This window comes from Pectobacterium colocasium, from assembly GCF_020181655.1.
Taxonomy (GTDB): Bacteria; Pseudomonadota; Gammaproteobacteria; order Enterobacterales; family Enterobacteriaceae; genus Pectobacterium; species Pectobacterium colocasium.
Genome location: NZ_CP084032.1, coordinates 2709629 through 2735699 on the forward strand (window position 1 = coordinate 2709629; position 26071 = coordinate 2735699).

At 51.5% G+C, this 26071-nt stretch carries 22 protein-coding genes; 16 read left to right on the top strand and 6 right to left on the bottom strand.

Annotated features, from left to right (window positions below):
• Positions 1–133 precede the first annotated feature (133 nt).
• Together LCF41_RS12140 and LCF41_RS12145 are read left to right on the top strand one after the other, a co-directional pair.
• Positions 134–1411, top strand: a complete 1278-nt coding sequence (locus tag LCF41_RS12140) for an acyltransferase family protein (RefSeq protein WP_225084831.1) — start codon at positions 134–136, stop codon at positions 1409–1411.
• A gap of 296 nt (positions 1412–1707) precedes the next feature.
• Positions 1708–2748 (top strand): DUF481 domain-containing protein, encoded by a 1041-nt coding sequence (locus LCF41_RS12145; RefSeq protein WP_225084832.1) that lies wholly within the window; start codon positions 1708–1710, stop codon positions 2746–2748.
• A 73-nt stretch (positions 2749–2821) separates the two neighbouring features.
• Here the strand turns inward: LCF41_RS12145 and LCF41_RS12150 are convergent, their stop codons facing one another.
• The gene (locus tag LCF41_RS12150) at positions 2822–3508 is read right to left on the bottom strand and encodes a gamma-glutamylcyclotransferase (protein WP_015840489.1); all 687 of its coding nucleotides are present in this window, start codon (positions 3506–3508) and stop codon (positions 2822–2824) included.
• A gap of 440 nt (positions 3509–3948) precedes the next feature.
• Here LCF41_RS12150 and LCF41_RS12155 point away from each other — a divergent pair, with 440 nt between their 5' ends.
• The 3 genes from LCF41_RS12155 to dauA all read left to right on the top strand — a co-directional run bounded on the left by LCF41_RS12155 (position 3949) and on the right by dauA (position 8021).
• Positions 3949–4752 carry a siderophore-interacting protein gene (locus LCF41_RS12155; RefSeq protein ID WP_225084833.1) on the top strand — a complete coding sequence of 268 codons (804 nt, stop codon included), beginning with the start codon at positions 3949–3951 and terminating at the stop codon, positions 4750–4752.
• 286 nt (positions 4753–5038) lie between these two features.
• Positions 5039–6139 (top strand): sodium-potassium/proton antiporter ChaA, encoded by a 1101-nt coding sequence (gene chaA, locus LCF41_RS12160; protein ID WP_225084834.1) that lies wholly within the window; start codon positions 5039–5041, stop codon positions 6137–6139.
• Between the two features lie 163 nt (positions 6140–6302).
• Positions 6303–8021, top strand: a complete 1719-nt coding sequence (dauA, locus tag LCF41_RS12165; RefSeq protein WP_225084835.1) for a C4-dicarboxylic acid transporter DauA — start codon at positions 6303–6305, stop codon at positions 8019–8021.
• A gap of 24 nt (positions 8022–8045) precedes the next feature.
• Here dauA and LCF41_RS12170 read toward each other — a convergent pair whose 3' ends face one another.
• Positions 8046–8456, bottom strand: a complete 411-nt coding sequence (locus LCF41_RS12170) for a hypothetical protein (RefSeq protein WP_225084836.1) — start codon at positions 8454–8456, stop codon at positions 8046–8048.
• Positions 8457–8594: 138 nt separating this feature from the next.
• Here LCF41_RS12170 and folM point away from each other — a divergent pair, with 138 nt between their 5' ends.
• The 3 genes from folM to LCF41_RS12185 are packed head-to-tail and all read left to right on the top strand — an operon-like array spanning position 8595 to position 10663.
• Complete coding sequence (folM, locus tag LCF41_RS12175) at positions 8595–9317, top strand: dihydromonapterin reductase (protein WP_225084837.1); 723 nt, start codon at positions 8595–8597, stop codon at positions 9315–9317.
• Positions 9318–9374: 57 nt separating this feature from the next.
• Positions 9375–9863, top strand: coding sequence for a sigma-70 family RNA polymerase sigma factor (locus LCF41_RS12180; RefSeq protein WP_250160536.1), 489 nt, complete (start codon positions 9375–9377; stop codon positions 9861–9863).
• On the top strand, positions 9860–10663 hold the full coding sequence (locus tag LCF41_RS12185; RefSeq protein WP_225084838.1) for an anti-sigma factor family protein: 804 nt from the start codon (positions 9860–9862) through the stop codon (positions 10661–10663). Before LCF41_RS12180 ends, LCF41_RS12185 begins: the two co-directional genes overlap by 4 nt.
• Positions 10664–10737: 74 nt before the next feature.
• Here LCF41_RS12185 and LCF41_RS12190 read toward each other — a convergent pair whose 3' ends face one another.
• The 3 genes from LCF41_RS12190 to LCF41_RS12200 all read right to left on the bottom strand — a co-directional run bounded on the left by LCF41_RS12190 (position 10738) and on the right by LCF41_RS12200 (position 13999).
• Positions 10738–11313 carry a YceI family protein gene (locus LCF41_RS12190; RefSeq protein ID WP_225084839.1) on the bottom strand — a complete coding sequence of 192 codons (576 nt, stop codon included), beginning with the start codon at positions 11311–11313 and terminating at the stop codon, positions 10738–10740.
• 234 nt (positions 11314–11547) lie between these two features.
• Entirely contained in the window at positions 11548–13104 is a 1557-nt protein-coding gene (locus LCF41_RS12195; protein WP_225084840.1) for an EAL domain-containing protein, read from the bottom strand.
• A gap of 322 nt (positions 13105–13426) precedes the next feature.
• Positions 13427–13999 carry a hypothetical protein gene (locus LCF41_RS12200; protein WP_225084841.1) on the bottom strand — a complete coding sequence of 191 codons (573 nt, stop codon included), beginning with the start codon at positions 13997–13999 and terminating at the stop codon, positions 13427–13429.
• A 220-nt stretch (positions 14000–14219) separates the two neighbouring features.
• Here LCF41_RS12200 and rstA point away from each other — a divergent pair, with 220 nt between their 5' ends.
• From rstA to LCF41_RS12235, 8 genes are all read left to right on the top strand, one after another.
• On the top strand, positions 14220–14957 hold the full coding sequence (gene rstA / locus LCF41_RS12205) for a two-component system response regulator RstA (protein WP_225084842.1): 738 nt from the start codon (positions 14220–14222) through the stop codon (positions 14955–14957).
• Positions 14954–16267, top strand: a complete 1314-nt coding sequence (gene rstB, locus LCF41_RS12210) for a two-component system sensor histidine kinase RstB (RefSeq protein WP_225084843.1) — start codon at positions 14954–14956, stop codon at positions 16265–16267. Before rstA ends, rstB begins: the two co-directional genes overlap by 4 nt.
• 178 nt (positions 16268–16445) lie before the next feature.
• Positions 16446–16802, top strand: coding sequence for an acid resistance repetitive basic protein Asr (asr, locus tag LCF41_RS12215; protein WP_225088166.1), 357 nt, complete (start codon positions 16446–16448; stop codon positions 16800–16802).
• Positions 16803–16972: 170 nt separating this feature from the next.
• Entirely contained in the window at positions 16973–17026 is a 54-nt protein-coding gene (locus LCF41_RS22475; protein WP_488656285.1) for a hypothetical protein, read from the top strand.
• A 270-nt stretch (positions 17027–17296) separates the two neighbouring features.
• Positions 17297–17554, top strand: coding sequence for a type 1 fimbrial protein (locus tag LCF41_RS12220; protein ID WP_225084844.1), 258 nt, complete (start codon positions 17297–17299; stop codon positions 17552–17554).
• Between the two features lie 301 nt (positions 17555–17855).
• Positions 17856–18677, top strand: coding sequence for a trypsin-like serine peptidase (locus LCF41_RS12225; protein WP_225084845.1), 822 nt, complete (start codon positions 17856–17858; stop codon positions 18675–18677).
• Positions 18678–19191: 514 nt separating this feature from the next.
• Positions 19192–20970, top strand: a complete 1779-nt coding sequence (locus tag LCF41_RS12230; RefSeq protein ID WP_225084846.1) for a sensor domain-containing phosphodiesterase — start codon at positions 19192–19194, stop codon at positions 20968–20970.
• Between the two features lie 46 nt (positions 20971–21016).
• Positions 21017–21874 (top strand): EcsC family protein, encoded by an 858-nt coding sequence (locus LCF41_RS12235; RefSeq protein ID WP_225084847.1) that lies wholly within the window; start codon positions 21017–21019, stop codon positions 21872–21874.
• On the opposite strand, the gene hrpA is transcribed toward LCF41_RS12235, so the two are convergent.
• The gene (gene hrpA / locus LCF41_RS12240; RefSeq protein WP_225084848.1) at positions 21871–25758 is read right to left on the bottom strand and encodes an ATP-dependent RNA helicase HrpA; all 3888 of its coding nucleotides are present in this window, start codon (positions 25756–25758) and stop codon (positions 21871–21873) included. The two genes, LCF41_RS12235 and hrpA, sit on opposite strands and share 4 nt — an antisense overlap.
• Positions 25759–26071: the final 313 nt, after the last annotated feature.

Sequence of the window (26071 nt, forward strand, 5' to 3'; positions counted from 1 at the left end):
AAAACCTAAACGGTTGCTAAACGGCACCGGCATTTATAGCCATTATCCTAATTAATGTGACGTTGCTCTCGTCTAAACTAGCTTGTAATCGCATTTTTCGGCTTTTACACCGAGTTTAACGTTGAGGAACAACATGAAGAAGGTCAGTAAGGAGCGATTTATCGGCCTGGAGTGGTTACGATTTTTGCTCGGCTGCTATGTGATGATTTATCACACGGTGCACATTTACCCCCAGCGTGAGCGCATTCCTTTCTTAAGCGAACTCACCAGCATGGGGTTCTTCGCAACCAGTACATTCTTTGTTCTGTCTGGTTTTTTGCTTGCGCATGTCTACATTAAGGACGGACGTTTGCGTGAGCCCGCTCGTCAGTTCTGGGCCAAACGCTTCTTTAATCTTTATCCCATTCATATCATTGCCCTGCTGTCTTCTATTGCTGTTGTCACGCTCATGCAGTGGCTAGCCGTGCCACCGGAAGGGCAAGTCGCCAGTGCGCGTTTTGTCATTTATGACACCAACGACCCCGCGGCCGACCCCGAAACGCTGCGCCATTACATGACAAATGCGCAGTTGGCGTTCAACGGGATATTGCAGGTACTGATGTTGCAGGCATGGAATCCTTACTTCCTGACCTTCAATGCCCCGTTGTGGTCACTTTCTACCCTGTTCTTTTTCTATCTGACCTTCCCGCTGCTGGCTCCACGTTTGCTAAACAGCCGCCATCCGTGGCTGTGGATGGGGATCGTTTGCCTGCTGTATCTGCTGCCGCCGATTTGGGTGATTTGGCAACAGCAGTTCGGCATGCCGTACACCGGATTATTGCAGCGCGGACCGATCTTCCGTCTGCCAGAATTTCTGGCCGGTATTTTGGGGTATGCACTGTTCCGTCATTACCGTCAGAAAGATCGCTTACCACTGACTAAAGGTCAGCGCTATGCGCTCGCCCTCTTTATTAGTGTGAATTTCCTTGTCGCTACCTGGCTGTTCACAAAAGGCGAAGCCTATTGGTATTTCCTGTTGCATAACGGTTTGCTCCTGCCAGCTCAGGTCGGTTTAGTCTGCCTCAGCGCGCTGGCGCGTGAACCTAATAGCGAGTGGCTGCGACATTGGTCACCGCGCCTGGGTGCGGCATCACTCTCGATCTTTGCGCTGCACGTTCCGCTCTTCAATCTGTTCCGTACGCTGGAACAGTTGGTGCGCGGTAACCCGATGGCCTGCTTCAGCGATTGGGATCAGTGCATTGCCGCCGCAGGTCAGGTGCAGCTCTCCATGACGGGCTATATCATTTTCCTACTCACCACCGTGACGCTCTGTGTGCTCTTCCAGGAACGGATCGTGCTGCGCGTGAGGACGTTCCTGACCTCGCGTTTCCTTAGCAACAACAGCACATCACGCACGCAACGTACCGCGTAGTACCGCTTTCGCACACGTTTCTCTGGCCTGAAATCGTCTGGGCCAGAGAAGCCTCTCACGCATAATGACGTTCCTTTCGATTGGCTCCAAAATGTGACAGACATCGCGTTATAGCCGTTAATCATCAATAGCAACTTTTATAACTATTTACATTCTAATCAATTACCGTTTTCGGGTAGAGCATCACTTCGATTCCTGTTAATGTTTGCCGTTCCGGGCTAAACCGGTTCGTTATCAACGGCTGTACGTCTTTGACGGACATCTCAATACCTGTCACCACTGTTTACTTGGCAATAATGACACTATCCAAACACGCAATCTCTTCCCTCAGCCTGGTTATCGCCCTCTCTGCTGGCATTACGCAGAGCCGCGCTGACACCATTTGGCTGAACAACGGCGACAAGCTCACAGGGAAAATCACGCTGCTTGACGGCGGTAAACTCTTTATCAACACCGACTATGCTGGCTCTATTTCTGTAGCCTGGGACAAGGTGAAAACCTTTGAATCCGACCATGGTCTGGTGATTCAAGGCGAACGTTACGAGAAAGGCGTTTTGTATCCGACGATCAAAGCGGGCGAAAACCGTGCCATCATCGCGAACCCGTCGCTGGCTAACGAAGCCGCTGGTCCACAAACATTGCCGCTTTCCGAGATCACGTCCATCGTCGCGCAGAAGCCACTGGTGACCGATTTCGCCTGGAAAGGCAATATTGACGCCGGTATGTCGCACAAGAAGAGTTCGACAGAAACGGATAACTACGATGTGACGCTGAACACCAAAGCCCGTCACGATACGTGGCGACACAACCTTGATGCCAGTTACCATTTGGCAAAAGAGGATAAAGTCGAGAGCACCAAGAATGCGGCTGGCGAATATGCGCTGGATAAATTCGTGGATGAGAACTGGTTCTGGCAGGGTCGTTACCAGTACAAACGCGACTGGATCGAAAGCATTAAAATTAACCGTTCCTTCGGTCTTGGTCCTGGTTATCAGTTCTGGGATAACGACTTAGGCGCGTTCTCTCTGACGTCGCTGGTCAACTCCCAAACCTTCGTATACCGCGATCAGGGCGAGGATGACTTCTATTCTGGTGGCATAAAGTGGGCGTACAACCGCTATATATTCAGCAAATCCGTTGAAGCCTTCACAAACGGTGAATTGGGGCGCTCATTTGATGGCACTGCGCCAATCTACCTGAAAGCGGATGCAGGCCTGCGCTTCAAGCTGACCGACTGGTCTTCTATGACGATGAAAGTGTCACGTACCCGTATCGAAAGTAATCAGGGGAATGTTGACGACACGCTGTACACCATGGGTGTTGGCGTCGGCTGGTAATTCGGTCGCTTCATTCGTTTCAAGGTGAACGGCGACATCGTCGTTCACCTAAACGCTCACGCTCGTCGCGCCGTTATTGTCCGTTCCCTGCCGCCGCAGAGCACGACTGTTGCAAAATACGCACCCGTTGCGCCAGCTCGCTCACGCTTGCATCTTCCGTCCCGTGATTTTTCAGCTCTTGCTCCAGCGCAAACAGATATTGCGCATTGGTGCCGAGCGGCCCGCTCGCACGGGCAATCAGCGGGGCAACGCTCTGAATACAGGTATCATTTTCATTCAGGGGATGTTCCGGCTCAGACACAAACACCAGCGCCGTCAGCGGTGCGCCGTTTTTCCGCTGCAGCTCACACCAAAGCGGACGATAGCACCCCGTCAGCATTTCGCGCTTCCAGAGCAGTTCCAGATCTTCACGCAGAGAAGCCTCCGGTAGACGGAAAGCCAGACCTGTCGTTTGTCCACCGGGCTGCAACGCCAGCATCCGCCCCGGCTGAGTTACCGTGCCGCGACCGATGGTGAGACGCAGGCAAAAAGCACGCTGCCACCCTGTCAGCGTGGCCAGACAGGTTTCTTCGGCGTCAAAAACCGGGTTCCACATTAGTGAACCGTAGCCAAATACCCAGACCGGACAGCTATTGGGCCGGAGCGCCAGCATCCTGTCCAACGAATCAGCCCGCTGTTGCGGCGTGAGCAGTAAGGTTTCTTCAATACAACCAAAAGACGTTCTACAATCTGCTTTCTGCAAAAAATCGCGTGTTAACACTACTTACCACCCCCAACCTTACTCTTTTCCTGCTCGTCAGATCGGCTCTCGCCCTGCGTTTAAAAACCTAACTGCTTCATCTGCTTAATTTTACAACACCATCAATCTTGAGGTTATTCATTTATGGCTTTGCGATCAAGTTTGATAGTGGTCACAAAAACTAAAAAAGTTCGTGATAATGTTTCACTCACGCAAGATTCCGCTTTTATATCAACTAATCGGCAACTCGCCGTCAGACTTGACGTATTCCTGATACAAACCTCATTTTTGTGACGTCAGGAACCTGCCGGAAGCCGTATGCTTGACGTGAAAGCTCTCGACATCAATAAAAAGTATTCACTACGACAAGAATAATAACGGGCAGACATCAAATGATAATAATTATCATCTCGTGTTATTATCATCCTTAATTTGGAATCGACTATCCACGGAGACACTGAATGGCAACGCCGCGTCAGCCTGTTTTAGTTCAGGTGAAACACATCCACGATATTTCCCCTCATTTACGCTGCATTACGTTCCATCACGACGCGTTGCGCGATTATCCGGCCGAGCGATACGGTGCACACATCAAGCTCTTTTTGCCTCAGGCAGGACAGCAAAAACCAGCGCTGCCCGCGATTGGCGAACGCGGCCCGATCTGGCCAGAAGGCGAAGCCCGCCCCATCGTTCGCACCTATAGCGTCCGTGCCCTGCGCCCGGAAGAGGCGGAGCTGGATATGGTTTTTGCGCTGCATGAACACGCCGGGCCTGCCGTCACCTTTGCCCGTCAGGCCAAGCCCGGCGACTGGGTCGGCATTTCGCAACCCGGTGGCCCGCTCCCCATGCTGCCGCCAGCGGCCACTTATTATTTGGCTGCTGACCCGTCGTCGCTCCCCGCGCTCATGGCGCTGCTAGAGAATCTGCCTGATGACGCTCAGGGGCACGCAGTGATCCGTGTCGACAGCGAGGCGGATAAACTCGCTATCGCTAAACCCTCACCGCTTCAGCTGCACTGGATCGTCGGTGGAACAGAGGCAACCGACGCGCTGTTGCAGCATTTTCAGGCGCTTCCGACGGCTGAAAATGCGTTTTACTGGTTAGCGGGTGAAGATCGTATCGTGGTTCAGCTTCGCCGCCACGTGCGTCGCGAGCGCGGGTGTGAACGAAATCAGATGTATGCCGTGCCTTATTGGCGAGAAGGGTTAAATGAAGAGGATTATCATCATAAACGCCACGATATTATGGATAATCCTGACGAATAACCCTAAAAAATATATTTGATATTATTATGATAGGGAGAAGATACCGAAATTCTCCCGTCTCAATTAAATTTGACTTCAAAGCGTAAAAATCCGTAAAACTTCCCGCATCAACATGACAATCTGTTATCATATTGTTCGTTTTATTACGTTATAACTACTTTCTAGTAACCTTTTGCTGTTTATTGTCGTTTTATCTCCGGCACCATTCGGGTGGCCGATAGGCTAGCTTGAAATATGACGGGGATATTTTGCCGCATTATTCCTCTGGATAAGGAGAACTCCCGCAATGAAGTCTCATGCTGAGGTGGTCAAAACTCGCCATCATGAATATTCCCTCATTTTTCCTGTTATTGCGCTGGCCGTGCTCTACATGTGGGGCAGCTCACAAGATTTTATCGCCATTCTCGGTATTAACGCCCTCGCGTTAGCCGGCATACTTTTCAGCGCGTTCAGCGTGGTACGTCACGCCGACGTGCTCGCACACCGTCTGGGTGAGCCCTACGGGTCGTTGATCCTCAGCCTGTCCGTCGTCATTCTGGAAGTCAGCCTGATTTCAGCGCTGATGGCAACCGGTGACGCAGGCCCGGACCTGATGCGTGACACCCTCTATTCCATTATCGTGATTGTCACCGGCGGCCTGGTCGGTTTCGCCCTCTTGCTCGGCGGCCGCAAATTCGCCACGCAGTATGTTAATCTCAGCGGCATCAAGCAGTACCTGATGGCGATCTTCCCATTGGCGGTGATTGTGCTGGTTTTCCCCAGCGCCTTGCCCGATGGTAATTTCAGCGTATCGCAGTCGCTGATTATTGCCGCGATTTCCGCGGCGATGTACGGCGTGTTCCTGTTGATCCAAACGCGTACGCACCAAAGCCTGTTTGTGTATGAGCACGAAGACGAAGGCGACGGCGACGATCCTCATCACGGTAAACCGTCTGCGCACAGCTCGCTGTGGCACACCGGCTGGCTGCTGATTCACTTGATTGCCGTTATCGCAGTAACCAAGATGAACTCCATGCCGCTGGAAACGCTGCTCACCGAAATGAACGCGCCGACGCAGTTTACGGGCTTCCTGGTCGCGCTGTTAATCCTCTCTCCTGAAGGATTGGGAGCGATCCGCGCCGTCCTGAAAAATCAGGTACAGCGCGCTATGAACCTGTTTTTCGGTTCCGTGCTGGCGACCATTTCACTGACAGTTCCTACCGTTACGATCATTGCCATGATTACTGGCCGCACGCTGAACTTCGGTCTGGATATGCCGCACATCGTGGTGATGTTGTCGGTGCTGGTGCTGTGCCACATTACGTTCTCCACGGGTAGAACCAACGTATTAAGCGGTAGTGCGCATCTGGCGCTCTTTGCCGCCTATCTGATCACCATCACGCTGTAACCCCTCTGCCGACGCGGTTTTCGCCGCGTCGGCTCCGCAAGATTGCACTTCTCTTGATGTATATCTGGATCTTCTGAGCGCGTCCGGCGTATCGTAAGGCTGTCGTCGACGGACCGGCAGGCCCGCCATGTTGATTTACTTCCTTACTTTGGTTTCTGCTTAGATGAAAACGCACGGAATTAACGGCATCAGGCCGTTCAGCGCGCTGATTGACGCGTGCTGGCGCGAAAAATATACGCTGCAACGTTTTACCCACGACATTATCGCCGGCGTTACCGTCGGTATCATCGCCATTCCTCTGGCGATGGCTCTGGCCATTGCCAGCGGCGTTCCTCCACAGTACGGGCTCTATACCTCGGCGATTGCCGGGATCGTCATCGCCCTCAGCGGCGGTTCGCGCTACAGCGTGTCAGGCCCGACAGCCGCCTTTGTCGTTATTTTATATCCCGTGTCGCAACAGTTCGGGCTCTCTGGCTTGCTGGTTGCCACCTTGCTTTCCGGCGTGTTTCTACTGCTGATGGGGATCTGCCGTTTCGGGCGTTTGATTGAATATATCCCGCTCTCCGTGACGCTAGGATTTACCTCCGGGATCGCTATCACCATCGGCACCATGCAAATCAAGGATTTCTTCGGCTTGCAGATGGCCGTGGTGCCCGAACATTACGTCGAAAAAGTGGCAGCGCTGGCGCAATCGCTGCCTACTCTGCATCTTGCGGATACCTTGATTGGGGCCACGACGCTGCTGGTTCTCATCCTCTGGCCCAGACTCGGTATTCGCCTGCCCGGCCATTTGCCCGCGCTGCTGGCTGGCGTCGCAGTAATGGGGATCATGTCGCTGCTCGGTGAAAATGTAGCAACCATCGGTTCCCGATTCAGTTATCTGCTGGCGGACGGTTCGCAAGGGCAAGGGATTCCGCCCATCCTGCCGCAACTCATTCTGCCGTGGGATATTCCGTCACCGGATGGAAAGACGATGACGCTGGATTGGCAAAGTATTTCCGCTCTGCTGCCCGCCGCATTCTCGATGGCGATGCTGGGCGCGATTGAGTCGCTACTGTGCGCGGTCGTGCTGGACGGGATGACGGGCAAAAAACACAATTCTAATGCGGAGCTGATGGGGCAAGGTTTCGGTAACATCATCGCACCCTTCTTTGGCGGAATTACCGCGACCGCCGCGATTGCCCGTTCCGCCGCCAATGTGCGCGCTGGCGCAAACTCGCCGATCTCCGCCGTGGTGCACGCACTGTTGGTGCTATTGGCGTTGCTGATACTTGCGCCGTGGCTGTCTTATCTACCGCTGGCGGCAATGGCATCGCTGCTGCTGATTGTTGCCTGGAACATGAGCGAAGCGCATAAGGTAGTAGATTTACTGCGTCACGGACCGAAAGACGACATCATCGTGATGCTGCTTTGCATGTCGTTGACCGTACTGTTTGACATGGTGATCGCCATTACGGTCGGCATTGTGCTGGCATCCCTGCTCTTCATGCGGCGCATCGCGCAGATGACCCGTCTGAGCGAGCTGCCGGACACCAAAATACCGGACCATCTGGTCCTGCGTGTTAACGGCCCGCTGTTTTTCGCCGCGGCAGAGCGCATCTTCAACGATCTGACCGTGCGTAGCGAAGGCTATCAGAATATCATCTTACAGTGGGATGCGGTGCCGGTGCTGGATGCGGGCGGACTGAGTGCCTTCCTGCGCTTTAGCGACACGCTGCCAGAAGGCAAGCAGCTCATCATCACCGACATTCCCTTCCAGCCGTTAAAAACGCTGGCGCGGGCGAAGGTCCACCCGATTGAAGGACGGCTCAGCTTCTACGGTTCATTAGCGCAGGCGATTGAGGCGACCACAGTGCGCCCCAACGTAGCAAAAACAGAGTAGAAATATCGTGCAGGCCACGCCGTGCTAATGCTGCACGGCTGGCATGTTGAAGCGGACGGACAGACGTTCGCCCCGCAGTGTTAAATCCAGCGCCGCGTCACATTCGCGGCTAATGGCGCTCAGTTGCTCGTTCGTCAATGAATAAGGCAGTTGGATATCAAACACGTTCAAGCCTTGCTGACGTGCCAGCGTAATCAGCCTGATAATGTTGGTTTCATCACTCACCTGCGTAGAAAGTACCTGTAGCGCCAGTCCCTTCAGTCGCTCCTTCGGCGCACTCTGCCGAGCCGTCTTGGTCACCATGCCAAAAATGGGCATCACGCCGTACATCGCATCCACAAAACGCCAACGTTTCTTACACAGTGCCGCCAAATAATCCGTATAGTCCAGACAGAGTTGCTCACCGTAACTTGTAGACTCAGGGGACTTTTCCATATTCCCTCCTCTCCTCTTCGCCAGTGTCTTGCTGCGCACTACCCTGACGGGTATAAAACCGTAACCTGTATAGTGGTTAATTAAGGTATATTGTCACGGTTCGCACCCTTTTGACTAGCGTGTTGAGGAGACCTAATTGTGACAACTTTTTCTTCTGCTCCCGTGTTAATTACCGGCGGCGCACGGCGTATCGGGCTGGCACTGGCGCGTTCGTTTCTGGCTCAATCGATTCCGGTCATCATCAGCTATCGCACGCCTTATCCCGAGTTGGAAGCACTACAGCAGGACGGTGCAATTTGCCTGACCGCCGATTTTTCCACCACGGAAAATATCTATGCGTTTGCAGAAGAAATCCAGTCACTCACGCCGCGGCTGCGCGCCATTATTCACAATGCCAGCCGCTGGGAGCCAGAAAGCCCCACCATACCGCCAGAGCAAACGCTGGCCGATATGCTGCAAATTCATGTCTATACGCCCTACTTGCTCAACCAGTTACTGGAATCTTGCCTGCGTGGGCAAGGCGTGGCTGGCGCGGATATCATCCATCTGACGGATTACGTGGTAGAAAAAGGCAGCGACAAACACATTGCCTATGCCGCCAGTAAAGCGGCGCTGGATAACATGACGCGTTCGTTCGCCCGCAAACTGGCGCCGGAGGTGAAAGTCAATGCGATCGCCCCCGGTCTCATCCTGTTTAACGAACAGGATGACGACGCCTATCGTCAGCAGGCGCTGGACAAATCCCTGATGAAAATTGCCCCCGGCGAAGCGGAAATTGTCCGACTGGTGGATTATCTGTTCAGCAGCAACTACGTCACCGGAAAAACGCTGGGCGTTGATGGTGGGCGGGCTTTGCGTTAAAGCCCTGAGTCTCAATGTGAGGATAAAAACATCACCACCAGCGAAGTTCGTCAGCAGTTGACTGCTCATTTGACGCGCCTATGGCGCTATGGACTGGTGCTGTCGCGTAGCCATGAAGTAGCCGAAGAGCTCGTCCAGTCTACCTGCGTTCGTGCGCTCGAAAAGAGTGCACAGTTTACGCCCGGCACGCGTATAGACAGATGGCTGTTTTCCATTCTTCATTCGATATGGATTTCCGAACTGCGCGCACGCCGCGTACGTCAGGGACAAGGGTTTATCGAAAGTGAAGAATTACTGGCACCCGATACCCATGAGCAGGATGACAATCGTCTGCATTACCAGAAAATAATGCAGCGCGTCAGCGCGCTTCCAGAAGCGCAGCGCAACACCGTCTTTTTAGTTTATGTCGAAGGGTTTAGCTATCAGGAGGCGGCAGAGACGCTATCGGTACCCATCGGCACCATTATGAGCCGACTGGCCGCTGCACGAGGTACGCTGGCGAAATCCATTGATACCCAGCCCTCGGCAAAGGAGAGACTGTCTTGAAAACCATGCGTTTTACGCCCCCTTACAGTGACGAGGCCATCGTTGCCTGGCTGGATGGCGAGATGAACGAAGCCGATGCGCAACGATTCAAGGCGCTACTTGAGGGGGATGAACAGCTTGCAGAGCGCGTCGCGGAGCTGATGAAAGGTCAGCTTGATGTTGAAGCCGCCTTCGCCCCCTTACTCGACAAAGCGCCTGAGGCGAGGATGCAGGCCAGGCTGGAGACGTTATTGGCGGAAGCACCGACATCAGCCACACCTTCATCTTATGCCGGTGTCAGCCGTCGTTCACTCATTGCTGCTTCACTCAGTTTTTTGGTGTTGGGATCGGGGCTAGGCTACCTCGCGCGTTCTCCTGGGATGATTCTCAGCGACAGCGAGAAAATTCGCGATCTTGAAGCGCAGTACATGTCGCTGTACCGCGCGGAAACCTTACTCGATGCGGACGACACCGCACAGGCCTTGCAACGTGGACTCTCTCGTACTGCTCAGGACATTGGGTTGCCTCTCAATGAGCAACAGCTGACGCTTCCCGATGCAGAATTGAAAATGGTGCGTCTGCTGCGCTATGACCAGACATCGATTGCACAGATTACCTGGTTGCATGCCGAATATGGGCCGATGGCGCTCTGCATTTCCCCCGAACGTCAGACAACGGCCACTGCGCTTAAAAATGAGCAACGCCATGATATGCAGGTTGTCTGGTGGTACGCCCACGGCTATCAGTTTGTCTTAATTGGCCGTAGCCCTGTAGCACCGCTCACAGAAAGTGCACTCAGATTACAAACGTCGCTGGCATAACCCGTGAACGGCCTTCCACACACGGACGATGCCACGTATGGAAGGCCATTATTTATTTTATAAGGCGTGTCGGGTTAGACGGCGTTTCGGGCTTTCGCCCGGATTTCAATAGTAATCGCGACGCGATCGTCTACCACACCGGTAAACCGATCCATGTTAAAAGACGAGCGCGAAATAGCGGTGGTAGCATGGAGAGACAGTGAACCGTCATGAGATGCCGCTCCGCCCTGTTCTTCAAGCGTGGCTTCCAGAATGACCGGACGTTGAACGTTTTTTACCGACAGTGAACCAAAAACCCGAAAGTGCCCCTTCCCCAGCGCCACAACCCTGCTGCTAGTGAAAATAATATCGGGATAGTGCTCAGCATCAAAAAACAGGCTGCTTTTTAACTGGTAGGTCAGCAGACTGTTGGAAGCCTGTAACGTCGTGATGGGGATTTTCACATCAATACGGTCATTCATTTCCTTTTCAGCGTCCAGTGTGATGTTGCCCGTCACGCCGTTGAGAGAGGCTTGTGACAGGTGACCAAATGCTTGCCATGACAGCGCAATGGCCGTGTCATCAGTGGCAACGGTGTAGTTAAGAGGCATAGCATGCAACAGTGGACTAATGAGCAGTCCGGCGGCCAATACGGGAAGGATACGCGTCATAACAGGATTCTCCTCAAAGTAAACAACGCGTAAACGCTCAGGCGTGCTAATTTATTCGGTCAAACCTGATTATTTTTCCCGATACGGAGAAAATATCGAGCGTTGATGGTAGGCGGGCTTTGCGTTAAAGCCCTGCCACAAAGACATCGCCGGATATTTCATGCTATGTCTTCTTCTGTTGCATCTTGCACGGTCGTTAAGTTACGGCCCGTAATGTGGGAACCAACATAAAAATCAGGGACACACGACGTGATTTTCTTCCTGATTGATTAACAGGCTCTCAATATTTTTTGCTGACAATGAACGATAAAAAAGCCACCCCTGAATTAAGCAACTCGCATCAATTCCTCTGGCAATCGCTAATTGATCAGCCTCTTCAACGCCTTCAAAAACAATATCTTTCCCCATATCTTTAATGAGTGAACAGATTGCATGCAATATCTTTTCTTTATTCTTGTTGTCCAGGTTTTTCATTAACGAACCGTCAAGCTTAACTTCATCGAATCTGAAACCGGTAAGCCATGCCAAATTCGAATTCGCCACACCAAAATCATCAATCGCCAGTTTGATGTTCATTTTTGCTGCATGCTCAGCAAAAAGCTGGATTTCCTTTTGCGATAACTGGCAGCGCTCTGATATTTCCAATTTTATCTGTTCAGCTTCAACACGATGTAGAGTACACACCTCAATCAATCGGTTGATGAAAGCCGGATCGCTAATCTCATGATCGGTTATATTTATAGACAGCGTCAACTTCCTGTTTTCATTGAGAACAGCTGCCATCTCTTTTACTGACGTTCTTATTACAAAGTCAGATATTTTTGAATAAAATCCGATTTTTTCTGAAATCTTTATAAAAATCTCAGGAGAAACAGAGCCATGTATACCATCACGCCACCTGACTAGCGCCTCAAGAGCCGCTATTTTCCCATCAATAGCGTTCACCATCGGTTGATATTCAAGAAAAATATCCCCTCTCTTAATGGATTTCTTCAAACGGGATTTCAGCGATTGTCTTTTATCAACAATATTCAAGCAGAAGAAAGTCAGGAACCCACCCAGCATCAATGCGACCACCATAACAAAAGACAGGAGACCCGGTGTGAGCGACAGCAACCCGCTGCGCGCATTTTGAGCCATCACGCAAAACCGCCATTGGGGACTACAAAGACTCGTGTTGGCGGTAAATATTTTTCTCAGTAACGGATTACCTGAAGCAACATATTCTTTCGAATTCGATTCAAAATACTTCTGCGATTTATCCGCTGATGTCATAACGAAATATCCATCCGCCACAGTATTCAATATACTCTCATAGGTTCCTCGCGCGACAAACACCGCAGCATGGCCTTGATAGAGGCCAATATTGTTATACAGAGTTTTGCTATTATTTTTCACCTCAATAAACACTGGCTTATTATTTTCCGCTTCATTCTTAACAGTAATATACAGCGGAGGGATCACCTCTCCCCAAAAGGCACTACAATCAATCCGATTTTCTTTTAAAGAAGCAACATCTTCAATATTGAGATGACGCCATCTTATCATTCTTAATTTTTCAATGTAATTTGGCGAACAAATATCATCATCAATAGCATTAATATCACCCAATGCAGACAGTGCTTGTTCTGCTAAGATTTCAGTCTGAAAACGTAATTTTTCAGAACGCAATATTAATTTATTTTCCTGATGATTAACTAATAATTCATTTAATGAAAACAAAAAAGAAAATGAGATAACAACCATCATGAAAATGGTTGTTGTTATCTTTTTAAATCCTGAAAAACGCATCGCAGTCCAATGTCAGTTAATACTCAAAAGAGCATTTAATCCAGACCAGCGATAGTAACCAGATGAAATTTTCGTGTCCAGTTCTTTCAAAAACATGCAATTAAAATTAGCACGTTTTTATAATTCACTTCGGTTAATAAATCAGCCACGTGTTATTAAGAAATATCAATTTAAAATCGATAAGTAACCTTTTTATTACATAAAGAAATAACCGACCAGTCACACATTAATGTATTTCATATACATAATACGGATAATTATTGCCCCCCGTCGCCCACCGATATGCACGCCCCCGAAAGCACGTGCAACAAGATAACAGTAACTATTTCGCCTCTTTTTTCTTCGCCCGAACCTTGCGCTGGTACGCTTTATTGTCGGCGACATACGCCAGATACGCCGCACGCGTCAGGCCGCCGGTTCGCAGAGCAAAGGCATCGTAGGTGGTATCAGGCGGAAAATCGAACTCGGCCAAAACCTGTTCCCATGCTTCACGGTGTGAAGGATTGTGTAGTGTTTTATCGTAATCAGGGAAACCGCTACCCGCAAAGCATTCGGCTGATACGCTGCTATAAGCGCCATTGTTCATATAGCTACGGCCAGCCCTGAAAACCGTATCCTGGCTGTCTTTATTGATCGAACAGGGCCCCCATGACAGGCGATAATCGCTTTTCTGGGCGCTGATACTGGAGCCATAGCCAACCGGAAACAGAATGTCCTCTTCCGCCAGCATTTTCGACCCCATATACGCATAGTTACCGCACAGAAAAGCGTCATCGCAGATAAAATAGCCATCACGAACGGTGATAACATCCCATTCAGGCGACAATGGCGCCAACCCAAAATAAGGGCGTAAGGCTTCCTGCATCCAGCTGTTTATCTGGTCAATTGGTTTCATCTTCAGCGCAGTTCCCTGTGGAATAATCGGTAACGGTGGCGTGGCCGTTCTCGGCAAACAACGAGATTCCGCTGCGATATCGCCTAAAAAAACCTGCTCCGCAGCTTATCTAATTCGGTCAAGTAAACAAACACTTAACACCCATTTACGCTTCATTTCTCGTTTATCGCCTATCATCAGGCTATGCTATCAGGAATGAGATGGGGATGACGTAGATACCATGCATAAGATTGTTTTTATAGAAGATGATACCGAGGTAGGGAAATTGATCGCGGCCTACCTCGGCAAGCATGACATTGATGTTCAGGTTGAAGCGCGCGGCGATCAGGCATTGGCCTTTATTGAACAACAGCAGCCCGACCTTGTGCTGTTGGACATCATGCTGCCCGGCAAAGACGGCATGACAATCTGTCGGGAATTGCGGCCACAGTACAGCGGCCCGATTGTGCTGCTGACGTCGCTGGACAGCGATATGAATCATATTCTGGCGCTGGAAATGGGTGCCGATGACTACATTCTGAAAACCACACCACCCGCCGTGTTGCTCGCTCGTCTGCGTTTGCATTTACGCCAGTACGCCACTGCGCCACAGGCTGTAGCGGAAAAAGCCGCACCCGCCGCATTGCAGGTGCACAAATCCCTGCACTTCGGCCTGCTCTGTATCGATCCGGTTAATCGGGAAGTGACGTTAGGGCAAGAGCACATCGTGTTATCCACCGCAGATTTCGATCTGCTTTGGCAACTGGCGACCCACGCCGGCCACATCATGGATCGGGATGCACTGCTGAAAAACCTGCGCGGCGTCACCTACGATGGTATGGATCGCAGCATTGACGTTGCAATTTCCCGCCTGCGTAAAAAACTGTACGACAACCCGCTGGAGCCGTTCCGTATCAAAACGGTGCGCAACAAAGGCTACCTGTTCGCCCCTAATACCTGGGAGAGCATCACGCTATGAGAAAGCTGTTCGTCCAGTTTTTTCTATTGCTGTTCGCCTGCTTTGTCGTCATGACGCTACTGGTCGGGCTGGTCTATAAAGTCACGGCCGAACGCGCTGGCCGCCAGTCCATGGATGACCTGATGAAAAGCTCGCTGTATCTCATTCGTAATGAACTGCGCGCGATTCCGCCCCGCGACTGGCATAAAACGATCAACCAACTTGATTTAAACCTGTCGTTCAAACTGCACATCGAACCGGTGAGCAAATATGCGCTGAGCCCCAAGAATCGTCAGCGCCTGAATGAGGGGGAAATTATCGCGCTGGATGATGAATATACGTTTATCCAACGCATCCCTCGCAGCCACTATGTTCTCGCCGTCGGCCCTATTCCCTATCTGTTCTTCCTGCACGAAATGCGGCTGCTGGATTTACTGCTGGTGATGCTGATTGGGCTGTCGCTGGCGCTGCCGGTTTTCTTATGGATGCGGCCACACTGGCAGGCGATGTTAAAACTGGAGAATGCCGCGCAGCGCCTGGGGGATGGTCATCTGGAGGAGCGTATTCACTTCGATAGCACTTCCAGCCTGTTCCGGCTTGGCATCGCCTTCAACCGCATGGCGGATAATCTGAACCAGCTCATCAACAGTAAAAAGCAGCTGATTGATAATATTGCCCACGAGCTGCGTACGCCGTTGGTCAGGCTGCGCTATCGGCTAGCCATGAGCGACAACCTGACGGAAGACGAGCAGCAGGCGTTAAACCGGGATATTGGTCAGCTTGAAGCGCTCATTGACGAGCTGCTGACCTATGCCAGACTCGACCGTCCGCAGGTGACGTTACACCTTACCAATATTGATATTCCTGCGTGGTTACAGGCAAAAATTGACGATTTTCGGCTGATCCACCCTGATAAACAGATTTCGCTGGAGATGCCCCATTCAGCGCAAATTGGCGCACTCGATCTGCGCCTGATGGAGCGGGTTCTGAATAACCTGGTCGGTAACGGATTACGCTTCTGCCACAACCGATTACACATCAGCCTGACATCCAACGCTGAGCATATCGCCTGTCTGCAAGTCGAAGATGACGGCCCTGGCATTGCCCCCGAAAGCCGGGAAAGCGTTTTTGAACCGTTTATCCGTCTGGAAGCCGGTATCGAGCATAGCAGCGGCGGGTGTGGGCTCGGGCTGGCCATTGTTCATGCTATCGCTCGGGCTTACGAGGGCAGTATTACCGTGGACGAAAGCCCGCTCGGCGGCGCGCGCTTCCGCTTTTGCTGGCCAGTAAAAACCACGACAGCGCAGGCTGCCATCACCAGTCAGCACTAGCACCGAGGCGGCGGTAACCCCGCCGTTTTTCTTCAGTTCCCCTCGTTTTCCTGGCTTGTACATTAGGTTACACGCCGAAACCAATTACTCACTGAAGCCGCTCTCTGTTTCTCCTATTCTCTCTTCACCGGCCCAACCGAGGGCTACGAAACGTGAATGAGATAACGAGGAAATGATGATGAATAAAGTATTAGTTATGATCGCAGGTGCGGCACTGGGTCTGTCCTCTGTAGCGTTTGCCGCGGATACCGTAACCAGCACGCCTGCTCAGCCTATGGCGACCACGTCTGCTCCGGCTAAAGCCGTTCACCATAAAAAACAGGTGAAAAAAGCGAAACCTGCCGCTGAACAAAAAGCGCAGGCTGCCAAAAAACACGTGAAGAAAGCTAAACCAGCCCCTGCACAGAAAGCGCAGGCTGCCAAGAAACACGTGAAGAAAGCGAAACCAGCCCCTGCGCAGAAAGCGCAGGCTGCCAAGAAACACGTGAAGAAAGCAAAAACTGCAAAACCTGCTGATACTACGCCAGCAGCGTAATTGGTAAGCATCCACGCCTTCCGATAAGAAGGCGTCGTTTTCGGCCAGTCCTGACTTGAATCACATCGCTAAGGGCTGACCACAATAAAACCACGAACAAACACCCGGTTTACCGGGTGTTTATTTCATCGGGGGATAGGAAAATGATGCGTCGTTACTCATTTGAAATTATGTTATCCCTCGTTTTGCTCTGTGGCATTATCACCCTGAGTTTTTTTCTCTAGTCCATAATGCTTCTGCATTGCGCAGTGATGAATAAAGCTCACCAGATTAAAGAACGTTACAAGCAATAATGCGCGATATGATATTTGTTCGCCTGACGACGTTAAAGAATAAACCATAAAATTTCAAATAGTTACGAATCCAGCCAAACAAAAATTCCAGAATAATAAAGTTTTATCATTCAGCGCCGTTTATATCCTTACACTCCGGGCAATACCGAGAACGTCATAATGAAAAAAATCCTGCCAATATCTGCCCTAGCGATCTGCCTTATGGCTGCTACATCGTATACCTTCGCCTCCTCTTCATCGACGGGCGTCATCCGCTTTGTGGGTGCCATCGTCGAGCCCGTTTGTAATGTGACGACACAGGCAAGTAATGTGGCCGTCAGTTGCGAACGACAGGGGGAAGTACAAACGCTACAAATGAAAAGCGGTGCACAATACGCGGTGTTACCACAAGGCATCGGTTCTGTGAGCGCGAAAAGCGTGAGTTCACATGCGCGTATCGTGATCGTCAGCTACGAATAAGCGTGATGACACCACGAGATGCCGTTTGCTGATGCAAAAACGCTACGCCACAGAAAATCGTGGCATAGCGTTTGAAGTGGCATAGCGTTTGAAATAGTGGGACACCGTGAAGCACGCCGCAGAAGCCATTTTGCCGCTCGGTCACCCTCCTCCTGCCACCGCCCAGTGATGTCACGCACCGTCTTTTACACTCAATAACACTTTAATTTTCAGTCCCTCACCAACAAATACATCTATAGTTAATCCAACACGCTATATTTAGCGCCTCAAGATGACGTTTATCATAAGGTTTATTCACTACATGCGCATATCAGCCTGGTTGTTATGTTCATTATCATTTATCTCACCGCTAAGTTGGGCTGAGTCTTCACCAACCGATACCGACGCACAGAAGCAGCAACAAATCTTATTTTTCAACCACGACGATCGGGATATTGTTCCTGATACGGCAGTCTGGCCGTGGCAAGCTATTGGGCAGTTGGAAACCGCCAGCGGGAACCTCTGCACTGCGACGCTGATTTCCCCCCATCTGGCGCTGACGGCTGGGCATTGCGTCGTCACGCCACCGAAAGGCGAGATCGATAAACCGGTCGCGCTGCGCTTTCTGGCGACAGAAAATGGCTGGCGTTACGAAACGACGGAAGTTGAAGCGCTGGCGAATAAAACACTCGCCAAAAAATTGAAAGCCGACGGCGAAGGATGGATCGTGCCACCTTCCGCAGCACCACTGGATTATGCCCTGATTCGGCTAAAGCAAACGCCGCCGGGGATTCGCCCGCTTCCGCTCTGGCAAGGCAGTCGTCAGGAATTGATGCAGGCGTTGAAAGATAACGGTCAGCGCGTCACGCAAGCTGGTTACCCGGAAGATCATCAGGAGACGCTGTATCGCCACCAAAACTGTGTGATCACGGGCTGGGTTCACACCGCCGTGATGGCACACCAGTGCGATACGCTGCCGGGTGATAGCGGTTCCCCCCTCATGCTGAATTCAGCGGCAGGCTGGGTGCTCATGGGCATTCAAAGCTCTGCGCCCGATGCCAGTGAGCGCGATCGGGCCGATAATCGTGCCGTTTCCGTTACCGCGATTCGTCAGCAGTTAGAAACATTGGCAAAACAACGCTAACTCCCCCGTCATAGACGCACAACCGCCAGGCAAAAACTGTTAATTCAGGGAGAGTCTGGCGTCAATCACTTCCCCTCAGCAGCATGGTATAAAAAAATATCTGTTCTATTCTTATCAGAGATATAGGTTAATCCTCCATATTGTTACTGTAACAAGTGATTCAGCTCACTAAACGCGGCCAACGTACATGTCACTTGAAGTATGAGGAGTATATCAGGATGTTATTTTTATCTTATGGAACATGTCATTTCTTATAATTAGATTCTCATTTATTCGCAGAGCATTTTCTCGGCTAAACCCTTTATCTGCACTCGCAAGTTATCGGAAAATATCATAAATTCATATCGTGCATTGAAAACCGAAAACATGATTTAAGACAAAAAACGTCGAAACCTTAACGGAAAGATAAAGGTAGTATAATAAGTTACCTCAATTTTTAGCCTCTATGTTATTGTGTCACCGTTAAATTAAATTGATGTCGTCGCGATTATTATTGCGAAAAGGAAGAGTCTACATGTTAAAACATTTGAGTCATGACGAAAAGAAACGCATGCAGACTCTCGACGAATTAAAAAAAACCGATAGTTCTCAAGACGATATTCTTCAGAAACTCACAAAATTGGCCTGCCAACTGCTCGAAGCCCCAACGGCACTCGTGACGCTAACCGGCACCAAATCTCTGCACGTTAAAGCAAAAACTCATTTCCCTTTGGATGATATGGATAAAATCGGTTCATTCGACCATTTTACCGTACAAACGGGTCAATCCTTTATCTGTCCCGATGCTATTCAGGACGAACGTTTTAACGATAGTCCTTACGTAACGGGCAAACCGTTTATCCGTTTTTATGCTGGCGTTCCGCTTAAAACCAAAGAAGGCTATTCTATTGGAACGTTCTGCATTATTGATTATATACCGCGCACTTTCAGTAAAATCCAACTGCGGTTACTGCACGATTTAGCCGCCATTGCGATGGTATTAATGGAATACCGCAACGCGATTGGGCTAATTGATGCGGTGACTCTGTTGCCTAACCGTCAGCGTTTGATTGACGACATCAGCCACATTACCGACATCCACGAGCGCTACCTGCTTATTCTGATTGATACCATCGACATTTCTTATGCCTATGAAATGGGATGCGCGCTTGGGATGCCAACGGTAGAAGGCCTGCTGAAAGATATCGGCATCTTCCTGCGCCTCAGTTTAAGCACGCCAGAGAATATTTACTGCGCCGCGGTAGGCCGCTTCGCTCTTTTGGTGAAAGCGGATAAAAAAGAACAGGTGCTGGCGGAGCTCGACGCCTGCGCCGAACGAATTCATGAAAGCATTACCAGCCATATTCCACTCAAACTGGAATTTTTCGTTGGCTATACTGAATTCCAAATTCCGGCCAACGATCCTCAGCGAATCCTGCGTGAGTCCATGAGCGCGCTACGTGCCGCTATCATCAGGAATATTCGCCAGTTCGCCTACAACTACGAGGCCGATAAGGCACAGCAAATCGCCTTTACCTTGCTCAATGAACTGGCCGATGTGTTGCAGAACAACAAACCGGGTCTCTATCTGGTTTATCAGCCGAAATTGTGTATCAAGACCAATACCGTCATCGGTGCCGAAGCGCTAATTCGCTGGCGTCATCCCGATTTGGGTGAGATTTACCCTGACCAGTTTATTCCGCTCGCGGAAGGTACCACGCTGATGCGTCCGTTAACGGATTGGGTAACCCGGGAAGCGGCATGCCAGGTGAAACAGTGGCGTCAGGAGGGGTTTAGCTTCCCGGTATCGATTAACGTTTCTGCCAGAAATTTCTCCGAGAATGACTTTATCCCACGCCTTATCACCATTCTGGAGAATCACGGCCTTACCCCTCAGGACATTGACATCGAGTGTGTCGAGACGCAGAAAATCGTCGAAAGCACTGAAACGCTCGCCATCATTCAAACGCTACAACAGCTCGGATTTACTATCGCCCTTGATGATTTTGGCACGGGATATAGCAACCTAAGCTATCTGCGCAATATCCCTTCTACGGTGATAAAGCTGGATAAGTCATTGATTAAAGATATCAAAACTGACCATAAAAGCCGTGTCATTGTAGAATCGATTATCAGCATGCTGCACAAACTCAACTACGTAGTGCTGGCGGAAGGCGTGGAAAATAAAGAAACGCTCGACTATCTGGCCTGTTTTGGCTGTGACGAAGTACAGGGCTACTATTTTTCCCGCCCCCTTCCTCCAGAGGCCTTTACCATCTGGTTAACGACGCATTCATCACAAACGCCGACATAGCATCCCCGTTAGGCGGACTATTCAACAAACGGTATGGAGAACGCGCATGACGCTTCTTACGTCGCAGGATGAGCTCGCTATCAGAAATGCCATCGCTCTGCTGGAAGCTCCCTCTTTTGCAATACAGGTGGCGAATCTGGTTGGAAAACCGATTGAATGGAGCCTATCAAAGTTGCCCGCCATGGTGAAAAACAAAATACAGGATGTGGTTCACACGGCGCTATACAAAGCGGTAGACGCTGCGCTCTATACGCTGGACGATGCGCCCGCTCGCGTGGCATCCCCAAAGACACATAAGCTGGCCGTCGCCGCGTCCGGCGCCGTCAGCGGTTTTTTTGGCGCGGCTGGCTTGCTGGTCGAACTGCCTGTCAGCACCACGATCATGATGCGTTCCGTCGCGGATATCGCTCGCAGCGAAGGGTTCTCCCTCACCGATCTTTCCGTCAAAGCCGCTTGTGTGGAAGTTTTCGCGCTCGGTGGGCCACAAGAAAGCGACGACGCTGCCGATTCCGCCTATTACACCTCACGCGCCGTTCTGGCCGACATCACCAGACATACTACACGTGAATTAATCGGCATTGCCGGCAAGAAAAGCGCAGGGAAAGCCTCTGCCCGCATGAGTAGCTCACAGGCAGGAAAAACGCTGGCAAAGCTGATTGACGCCGTCGCCACCAGACTGGGAGTGACCATGACGGAAAAAATGGCCGCGCAGATTGTTCCGGTGATTGGTGCCGCCAGCGGCGCAGCCATTAATACGCTGTTTATTCATCATTACCAAAACATGGCAAAAGGCCACTTCATCATAAAACGTCTGGAGCAGACCTATGGTGAAGACGCGATCAGGTCGGCTTACCTTGAGCTTAAAAACAGCCATCGCCGACCTGATGTGATAACCAGCGATTAGCCTTCAACCTGCTCCATCGCCTGCAATACGCGCTTATCCGAAATCGGGAACGGCGTTCCCAACTGCTGGGCAAAGTAGCTAACACGCAGCTCTTCAAGCATCCAGCGCACGGCTTTCACCTCGTCATCGTCACGTCGCTCCGCAGGCAACTTGTTCCACCACTGTTGCCATGTCTGTTGAACCTGCTCCACCTTCAACATCTGTGCCCGGTCACGGTGGACATCCTGCGCCAGCTTCTCCAGACGTCGCTCTATCGCTTGCAGGTAGCGCAGCACGTCAGGCAGGCGCTGCCAGCCGTTTTCGGTCACAAAGCCGCGGAAGACCAGACCGTTCATCTGACTCTTGATATCGCTTAGCGCCAGCGCCATCGCCATGTCTACGCGCCCTTTCAGGCGCTTGTTAATGGTGAAAACGGCCGTCAGAATTTGCTCAACCTGTTTGGCGATATCCACTACCGTCTCGTTCAGCTCCGCGCGCACTTTTTCATGCAGTTGCTGGAAGGCTTCTTCCTGCCAGACCGGACCGCCAGCTGACTCAATCAGCTTATCCACCGCGCAAGCGATACAGTCATCGATGAGATCCAACACTTTGCCATACGGGTTGAAATAGAGGCCGAGTTTCGCCTTGTTCGGCAGCTTGTCATGCAGATATTTGATCGGTGACGGAATATTTAACAGCAACAGACGACGCAGCCCCTGCCGCATCACCTGCTGTTGCTGGTGCGGCGTATCAAACAGACGAATCGCCACGCTATCCTTTTCATCCACCAACGCCGGATAGGCTTTAACCGAGTAGCCGCCACGTTTCTGCTCATAGCAGTCCGGCAGCGAACCGAAGCTCCAGACGTGCAGACCGCGCTGCTCCAGCCCGTCATCCGCCACGGATGACAGTGTTTGCTGCACTTTATCTTTGAGCTGATCTTTCAGCGCGTTCAGGTCTTTGCCTTCCCGCTGCGTCCGGTTCTTCTCATCGATGACGCGGAACGTGATTTTCAGATGATCGGGCACCTGATCCCACTGCCACGCTTCGCGCGGTACCGTCACGCCCGTCATCAGCCGTAGCTCACGCTCCAGCGCATCCAATAGCCCTTTCTCTAATGGTGTGGTACGCGCCAGAAACGCCTCGGCATAGTTTGGGGCAGGAACAAAGTTACGGCGTAACGGTTTGGGCAAGGATTTAATCAGCGCAATTGTCAGTTCGCGGCGCACGCCGGGAATCTGCCACTCAAAGCCTTCTTCACGCACCTGATTGAGGATAGGTAACGGAATATGCACCGTCACCCCATCCGCATCCGCGCCCGGTTCAAACTGATAAGACAGCCGTAATTTCAGGCTACCCTGATGCCAGAAGTTCGGATAATCTAGCGCGCTGACCTTCTCCGCGCCGTCTTTAATCAGCATGCTCTTTTCAAAATTAAGCAGGTCGGCATTATCCCGGCTGGCGGCTTTCCACCACTTGTCAAAGTGACGCGACGAGATGACATCGTGGGGCAAGCGCTGATCGTAGAAAGCAAACAACGTCTCGTCATCCACCAGAATGTCGCGGCGGCGCGATTTGTGTTCTAAATCTTCAACCTCCGCCAGTAGCTTAAGGTTGGCACGGAAAAAGGCGTGATGCGTTTGCCAGTCCCCTTCCACCAGCGCATGGCGGATGAACATCTCACGCGCCAGCGTTGGATCGATTTGGCTATAGTTCACCTTGCGCGCCGCAACAATCGGCAGCCCGAAAAGCGTCACCTTCTCCTGCGCCATCACGGTGCCCTGCGCTTTTTCCCAGTGAGGCTCGCTGTAGCTCCGCTTAATCAGATGCTGAGCCAGCGGTTCGATCCACTCGGGCTCAATACGCGCCGCGATACGTCCCCACAGGCGGCTGGTTTCCACCAGTTCAGCCACCATCGTCCACTTAGGCGGCTTTTTGAAGAGACCGGAGCCAGGGAAAATCGCAAACCGAGCGTTACGCGCACCGCTGAACTCCTGTTTCTCAATATCTTTCTGCCCGATATGCGATAGCAAGCCGGTGAGCAGCGCGCAGTGAATACTCAGGTAATCGGCGGGTTCAGTGTTGACCGGTAGTCCCAGTTCCTTCACCACCTGACGCAACTGCGTGTAGATATCCTGCCATTCGCGCACGCGCAGGTAGTTAAGGAAATCGGTGCGACACTGGCGGCGGAATTGGCTGGAAGACAGCGCCTTTTGCTGGTCACGCAAGTAATCCCACAGATTGACGAAAGCCAGAAAATCGGAGTCTTTATCGGCGAAACGGCGGTGTTTCTCATCCGAGGCCTGTTTCTTATCCATCGGCCTTTCGCGCGGATCCTGAATCGACAGCGCAGCGGTGATGATCATCACTTCACGTACACAGCCAGTTTTACGCGCTTCCAGCACCATTCGCGCCAAACGCGGATCGATCGGTAACTGTGCCAGCTGTTGCCCCTGCGGCGTCAGGCGGTAATGCCCGTTCTCCGCCAGATTAATCGCGCCTAATTCCTCCAGCAGCCGCACGCCGTCCTGAATGTTGCGTTTATCCGGCGCTTCAACAAACGGGAACGCGGCGATATCGCCTAGCCCCAGCGACGTCATTTGCAGAATAACGGAAGCCAGATTGGTGCGAAGAATTTCAGGATCGGTAAATTCAGGCCGCGACAGGAAATCCTGTTCAGAGTAGAGACGAATACACACCCCGGCGGCGACACGACCACAGCGTCCTTTACGCTGATTCGCCGACGCCTGCGAGATCGGTTCAATCGGCAGGCGCTGTACCTTGGTGCGGAAGCTGTAGCGGCTGATACGCGCGGTACCGGGATCGATCACATAACGAATCCCCGGCACGGTGAGCGAGGTTTCCGCTACGTTGGTCGCCAGCACGATGCGGCGGCCATGATGTGACTGAAAGACGCGGTTCTGTTCCTGATTAGATAAACGCGCGTACAGCGGGAGAATTTCGGTATGCGGCAAGTCCAGACGGGTCAGCGCCTCTGCCGTATCGCGAATTTCACGTTCGCCGCTCATGAAGATCAGAATATCCCCCGACCCTTCGCGCGTCAGTTCGTCTACCGCATCAAAAATCGCCTGTAGCTGATCGCGTTCGCTGTCGTCGGCGTCTTCCACCACGGGACGGTAGCGCACATCAACCGGATACGTTCGACCAGACACTTCGATGATTGGTGCGTGATTAAAGTGGCGAGAGAAGCGCTGCGGATCGATGGTCGCCGACGTAATAATGACTTTCAAATCAGGACGTTTTGGTAACAGCTGACGCAAATAGCCCATAATGAAGTCGATGTTCAGGCTGCGCTCGTGTGCTTCATCGATGATCAGCGTGTCATACTGCATCAATAGGCGATCCTGCTGAATTTCCGCCAGCAGAATACCGTCGGTCATCAGTTTGACCAGCGTATTGTCACTCACCTGATCGTTAAAACGAACTTTATAGCCGACGCTGCCGCCCAACGGCGTTTCCAACTCGGCGGCAATGCGGTCAGCAACGGTTCTGGCAGCCAGACGACGCGGCTGCGTATGGCCAATCAGGCCATACACGCCACGACCCAGTTCGAGACAGATCTTCGGCAACTGCGTGGTCTTCCCCGACCCCGTCTCGCCCGCGACGATAATCACCTGGTGGTGACGCAGCGCCTCCAGTATCTCGTCTTTTTTCTGACTAACGGGAAGCTGTTCAGGGTAGTGAATCGCCGGGCAGCTTGCCCGCCGGTTCTCGACCTTCTGGCGTGCCGCGACAATTTCCCCCTCAATTTCCTGCGCGATCGCCGCCTGCGCCTGCGGGCTGCTGACCTTCTCTGCGCCCTGCAAACGACGGCGTAGACGTTGCCGATCGCGAAGCATTAGCTCACTTAACTGCGTAGATAATGCACTGAGAGGTGATTTCACGTTGCTCTTCCTTAATTGTTTCTCTAATTCTGTTCTCTACCGGGACAATGCTTGTTGCCGAATCTGGCTCGATTGAGCCTAACCTGATTTCAAGGCACCGCATGTTTAAACCATGAAAATGGTTAAGCCGTGGGGATTTTTAAGACGTGGATAGTAGCACATTGTCATAAGCGGCTCTAATCGCCCCGCGCAGTCTTATTCAAACGTCATGCAAACATCGTCTTATTCAAGAAAATCGAATAAAGACCTCGAATATTTGCACTTTTCACTTGCCAGGGCACCGCATAAGATGTGACACATCAAAGGGCGTTAT

What these genes read in the sequence shown, in the direction of transcription:
- LCF41_RS12195 (WP_225084840.1), bottom strand. Translation starts at nt 13,104, where the DNA reads ATGCGTTTTTCAGGATTTAAAAAGATAACAACAACCATTTTCATGATG.
- LCF41_RS12155 (WP_225084833.1), top strand. Translation starts at nt 3,949, where the DNA reads ATGGCAACGCCGCGTCAGCCTGTTTTAGTTCAGGTGAAACACATCCAC.
- LCF41_RS12140 (WP_225084831.1), top strand. Translation starts at nt 134, where the DNA reads ATGAAGAAGGTCAGTAAGGAGCGATTTATCGGCCTGGAGTGGTTACGA.
- LCF41_RS12235 (WP_225084847.1), top strand. Translation starts at nt 21,017, where the DNA reads ATGACGCTTCTTACGTCGCAGGATGAGCTCGCTATCAGAAATGCCATC.
- LCF41_RS12200 (WP_225084841.1), bottom strand. Translation starts at nt 13,999, where the DNA reads ATGAAACCAATTGACCAGATAAACAGCTGGATGCAGGAAGCCTTACGC.
- LCF41_RS12230 (WP_225084846.1), top strand. Translation starts at nt 19,192, where the DNA reads ATGTTAAAACATTTGAGTCATGACGAAAAGAAACGCATGCAGACTCTC.
- LCF41_RS12225 (WP_225084845.1), top strand. Translation starts at nt 17,856, where the DNA reads ATGCGCATATCAGCCTGGTTGTTATGTTCATTATCATTTATCTCACCG.
- rstA (WP_225084842.1), top strand. Translation starts at nt 14,220, where the DNA reads ATGCATAAGATTGTTTTTATAGAAGATGATACCGAGGTAGGGAAATTG.
- LCF41_RS12145 (WP_225084832.1), top strand. Translation starts at nt 1,708, where the DNA reads ATGACACTATCCAAACACGCAATCTCTTCCCTCAGCCTGGTTATCGCC.
- rstB (WP_225084843.1), top strand. Translation starts at nt 14,954, where the DNA reads ATGAGAAAGCTGTTCGTCCAGTTTTTTCTATTGCTGTTCGCCTGCTTT.
- asr (WP_225088166.1), top strand. Translation starts at nt 16,446, where the DNA reads ATGAATAAAGTATTAGTTATGATCGCAGGTGCGGCACTGGGTCTGTCC.
- LCF41_RS12170 (WP_225084836.1), bottom strand. Translation starts at nt 8,456, where the DNA reads ATGGAAAAGTCCCCTGAGTCTACAAGTTACGGTGAGCAACTCTGTCTG.
- dauA (WP_225084835.1), top strand. Translation starts at nt 6,303, where the DNA reads ATGAAAACGCACGGAATTAACGGCATCAGGCCGTTCAGCGCGCTGATT.
- LCF41_RS12190 (WP_225084839.1), bottom strand. Translation starts at nt 11,313, where the DNA reads ATGACGCGTATCCTTCCCGTATTGGCCGCCGGACTGCTCATTAGTCCA.
- LCF41_RS12220 (WP_225084844.1), top strand. Translation starts at nt 17,297, where the DNA reads ATGGCTGCTACATCGTATACCTTCGCCTCCTCTTCATCGACGGGCGTC.
- chaA (WP_225084834.1), top strand. Translation starts at nt 5,039, where the DNA reads ATGAAGTCTCATGCTGAGGTGGTCAAAACTCGCCATCATGAATATTCC.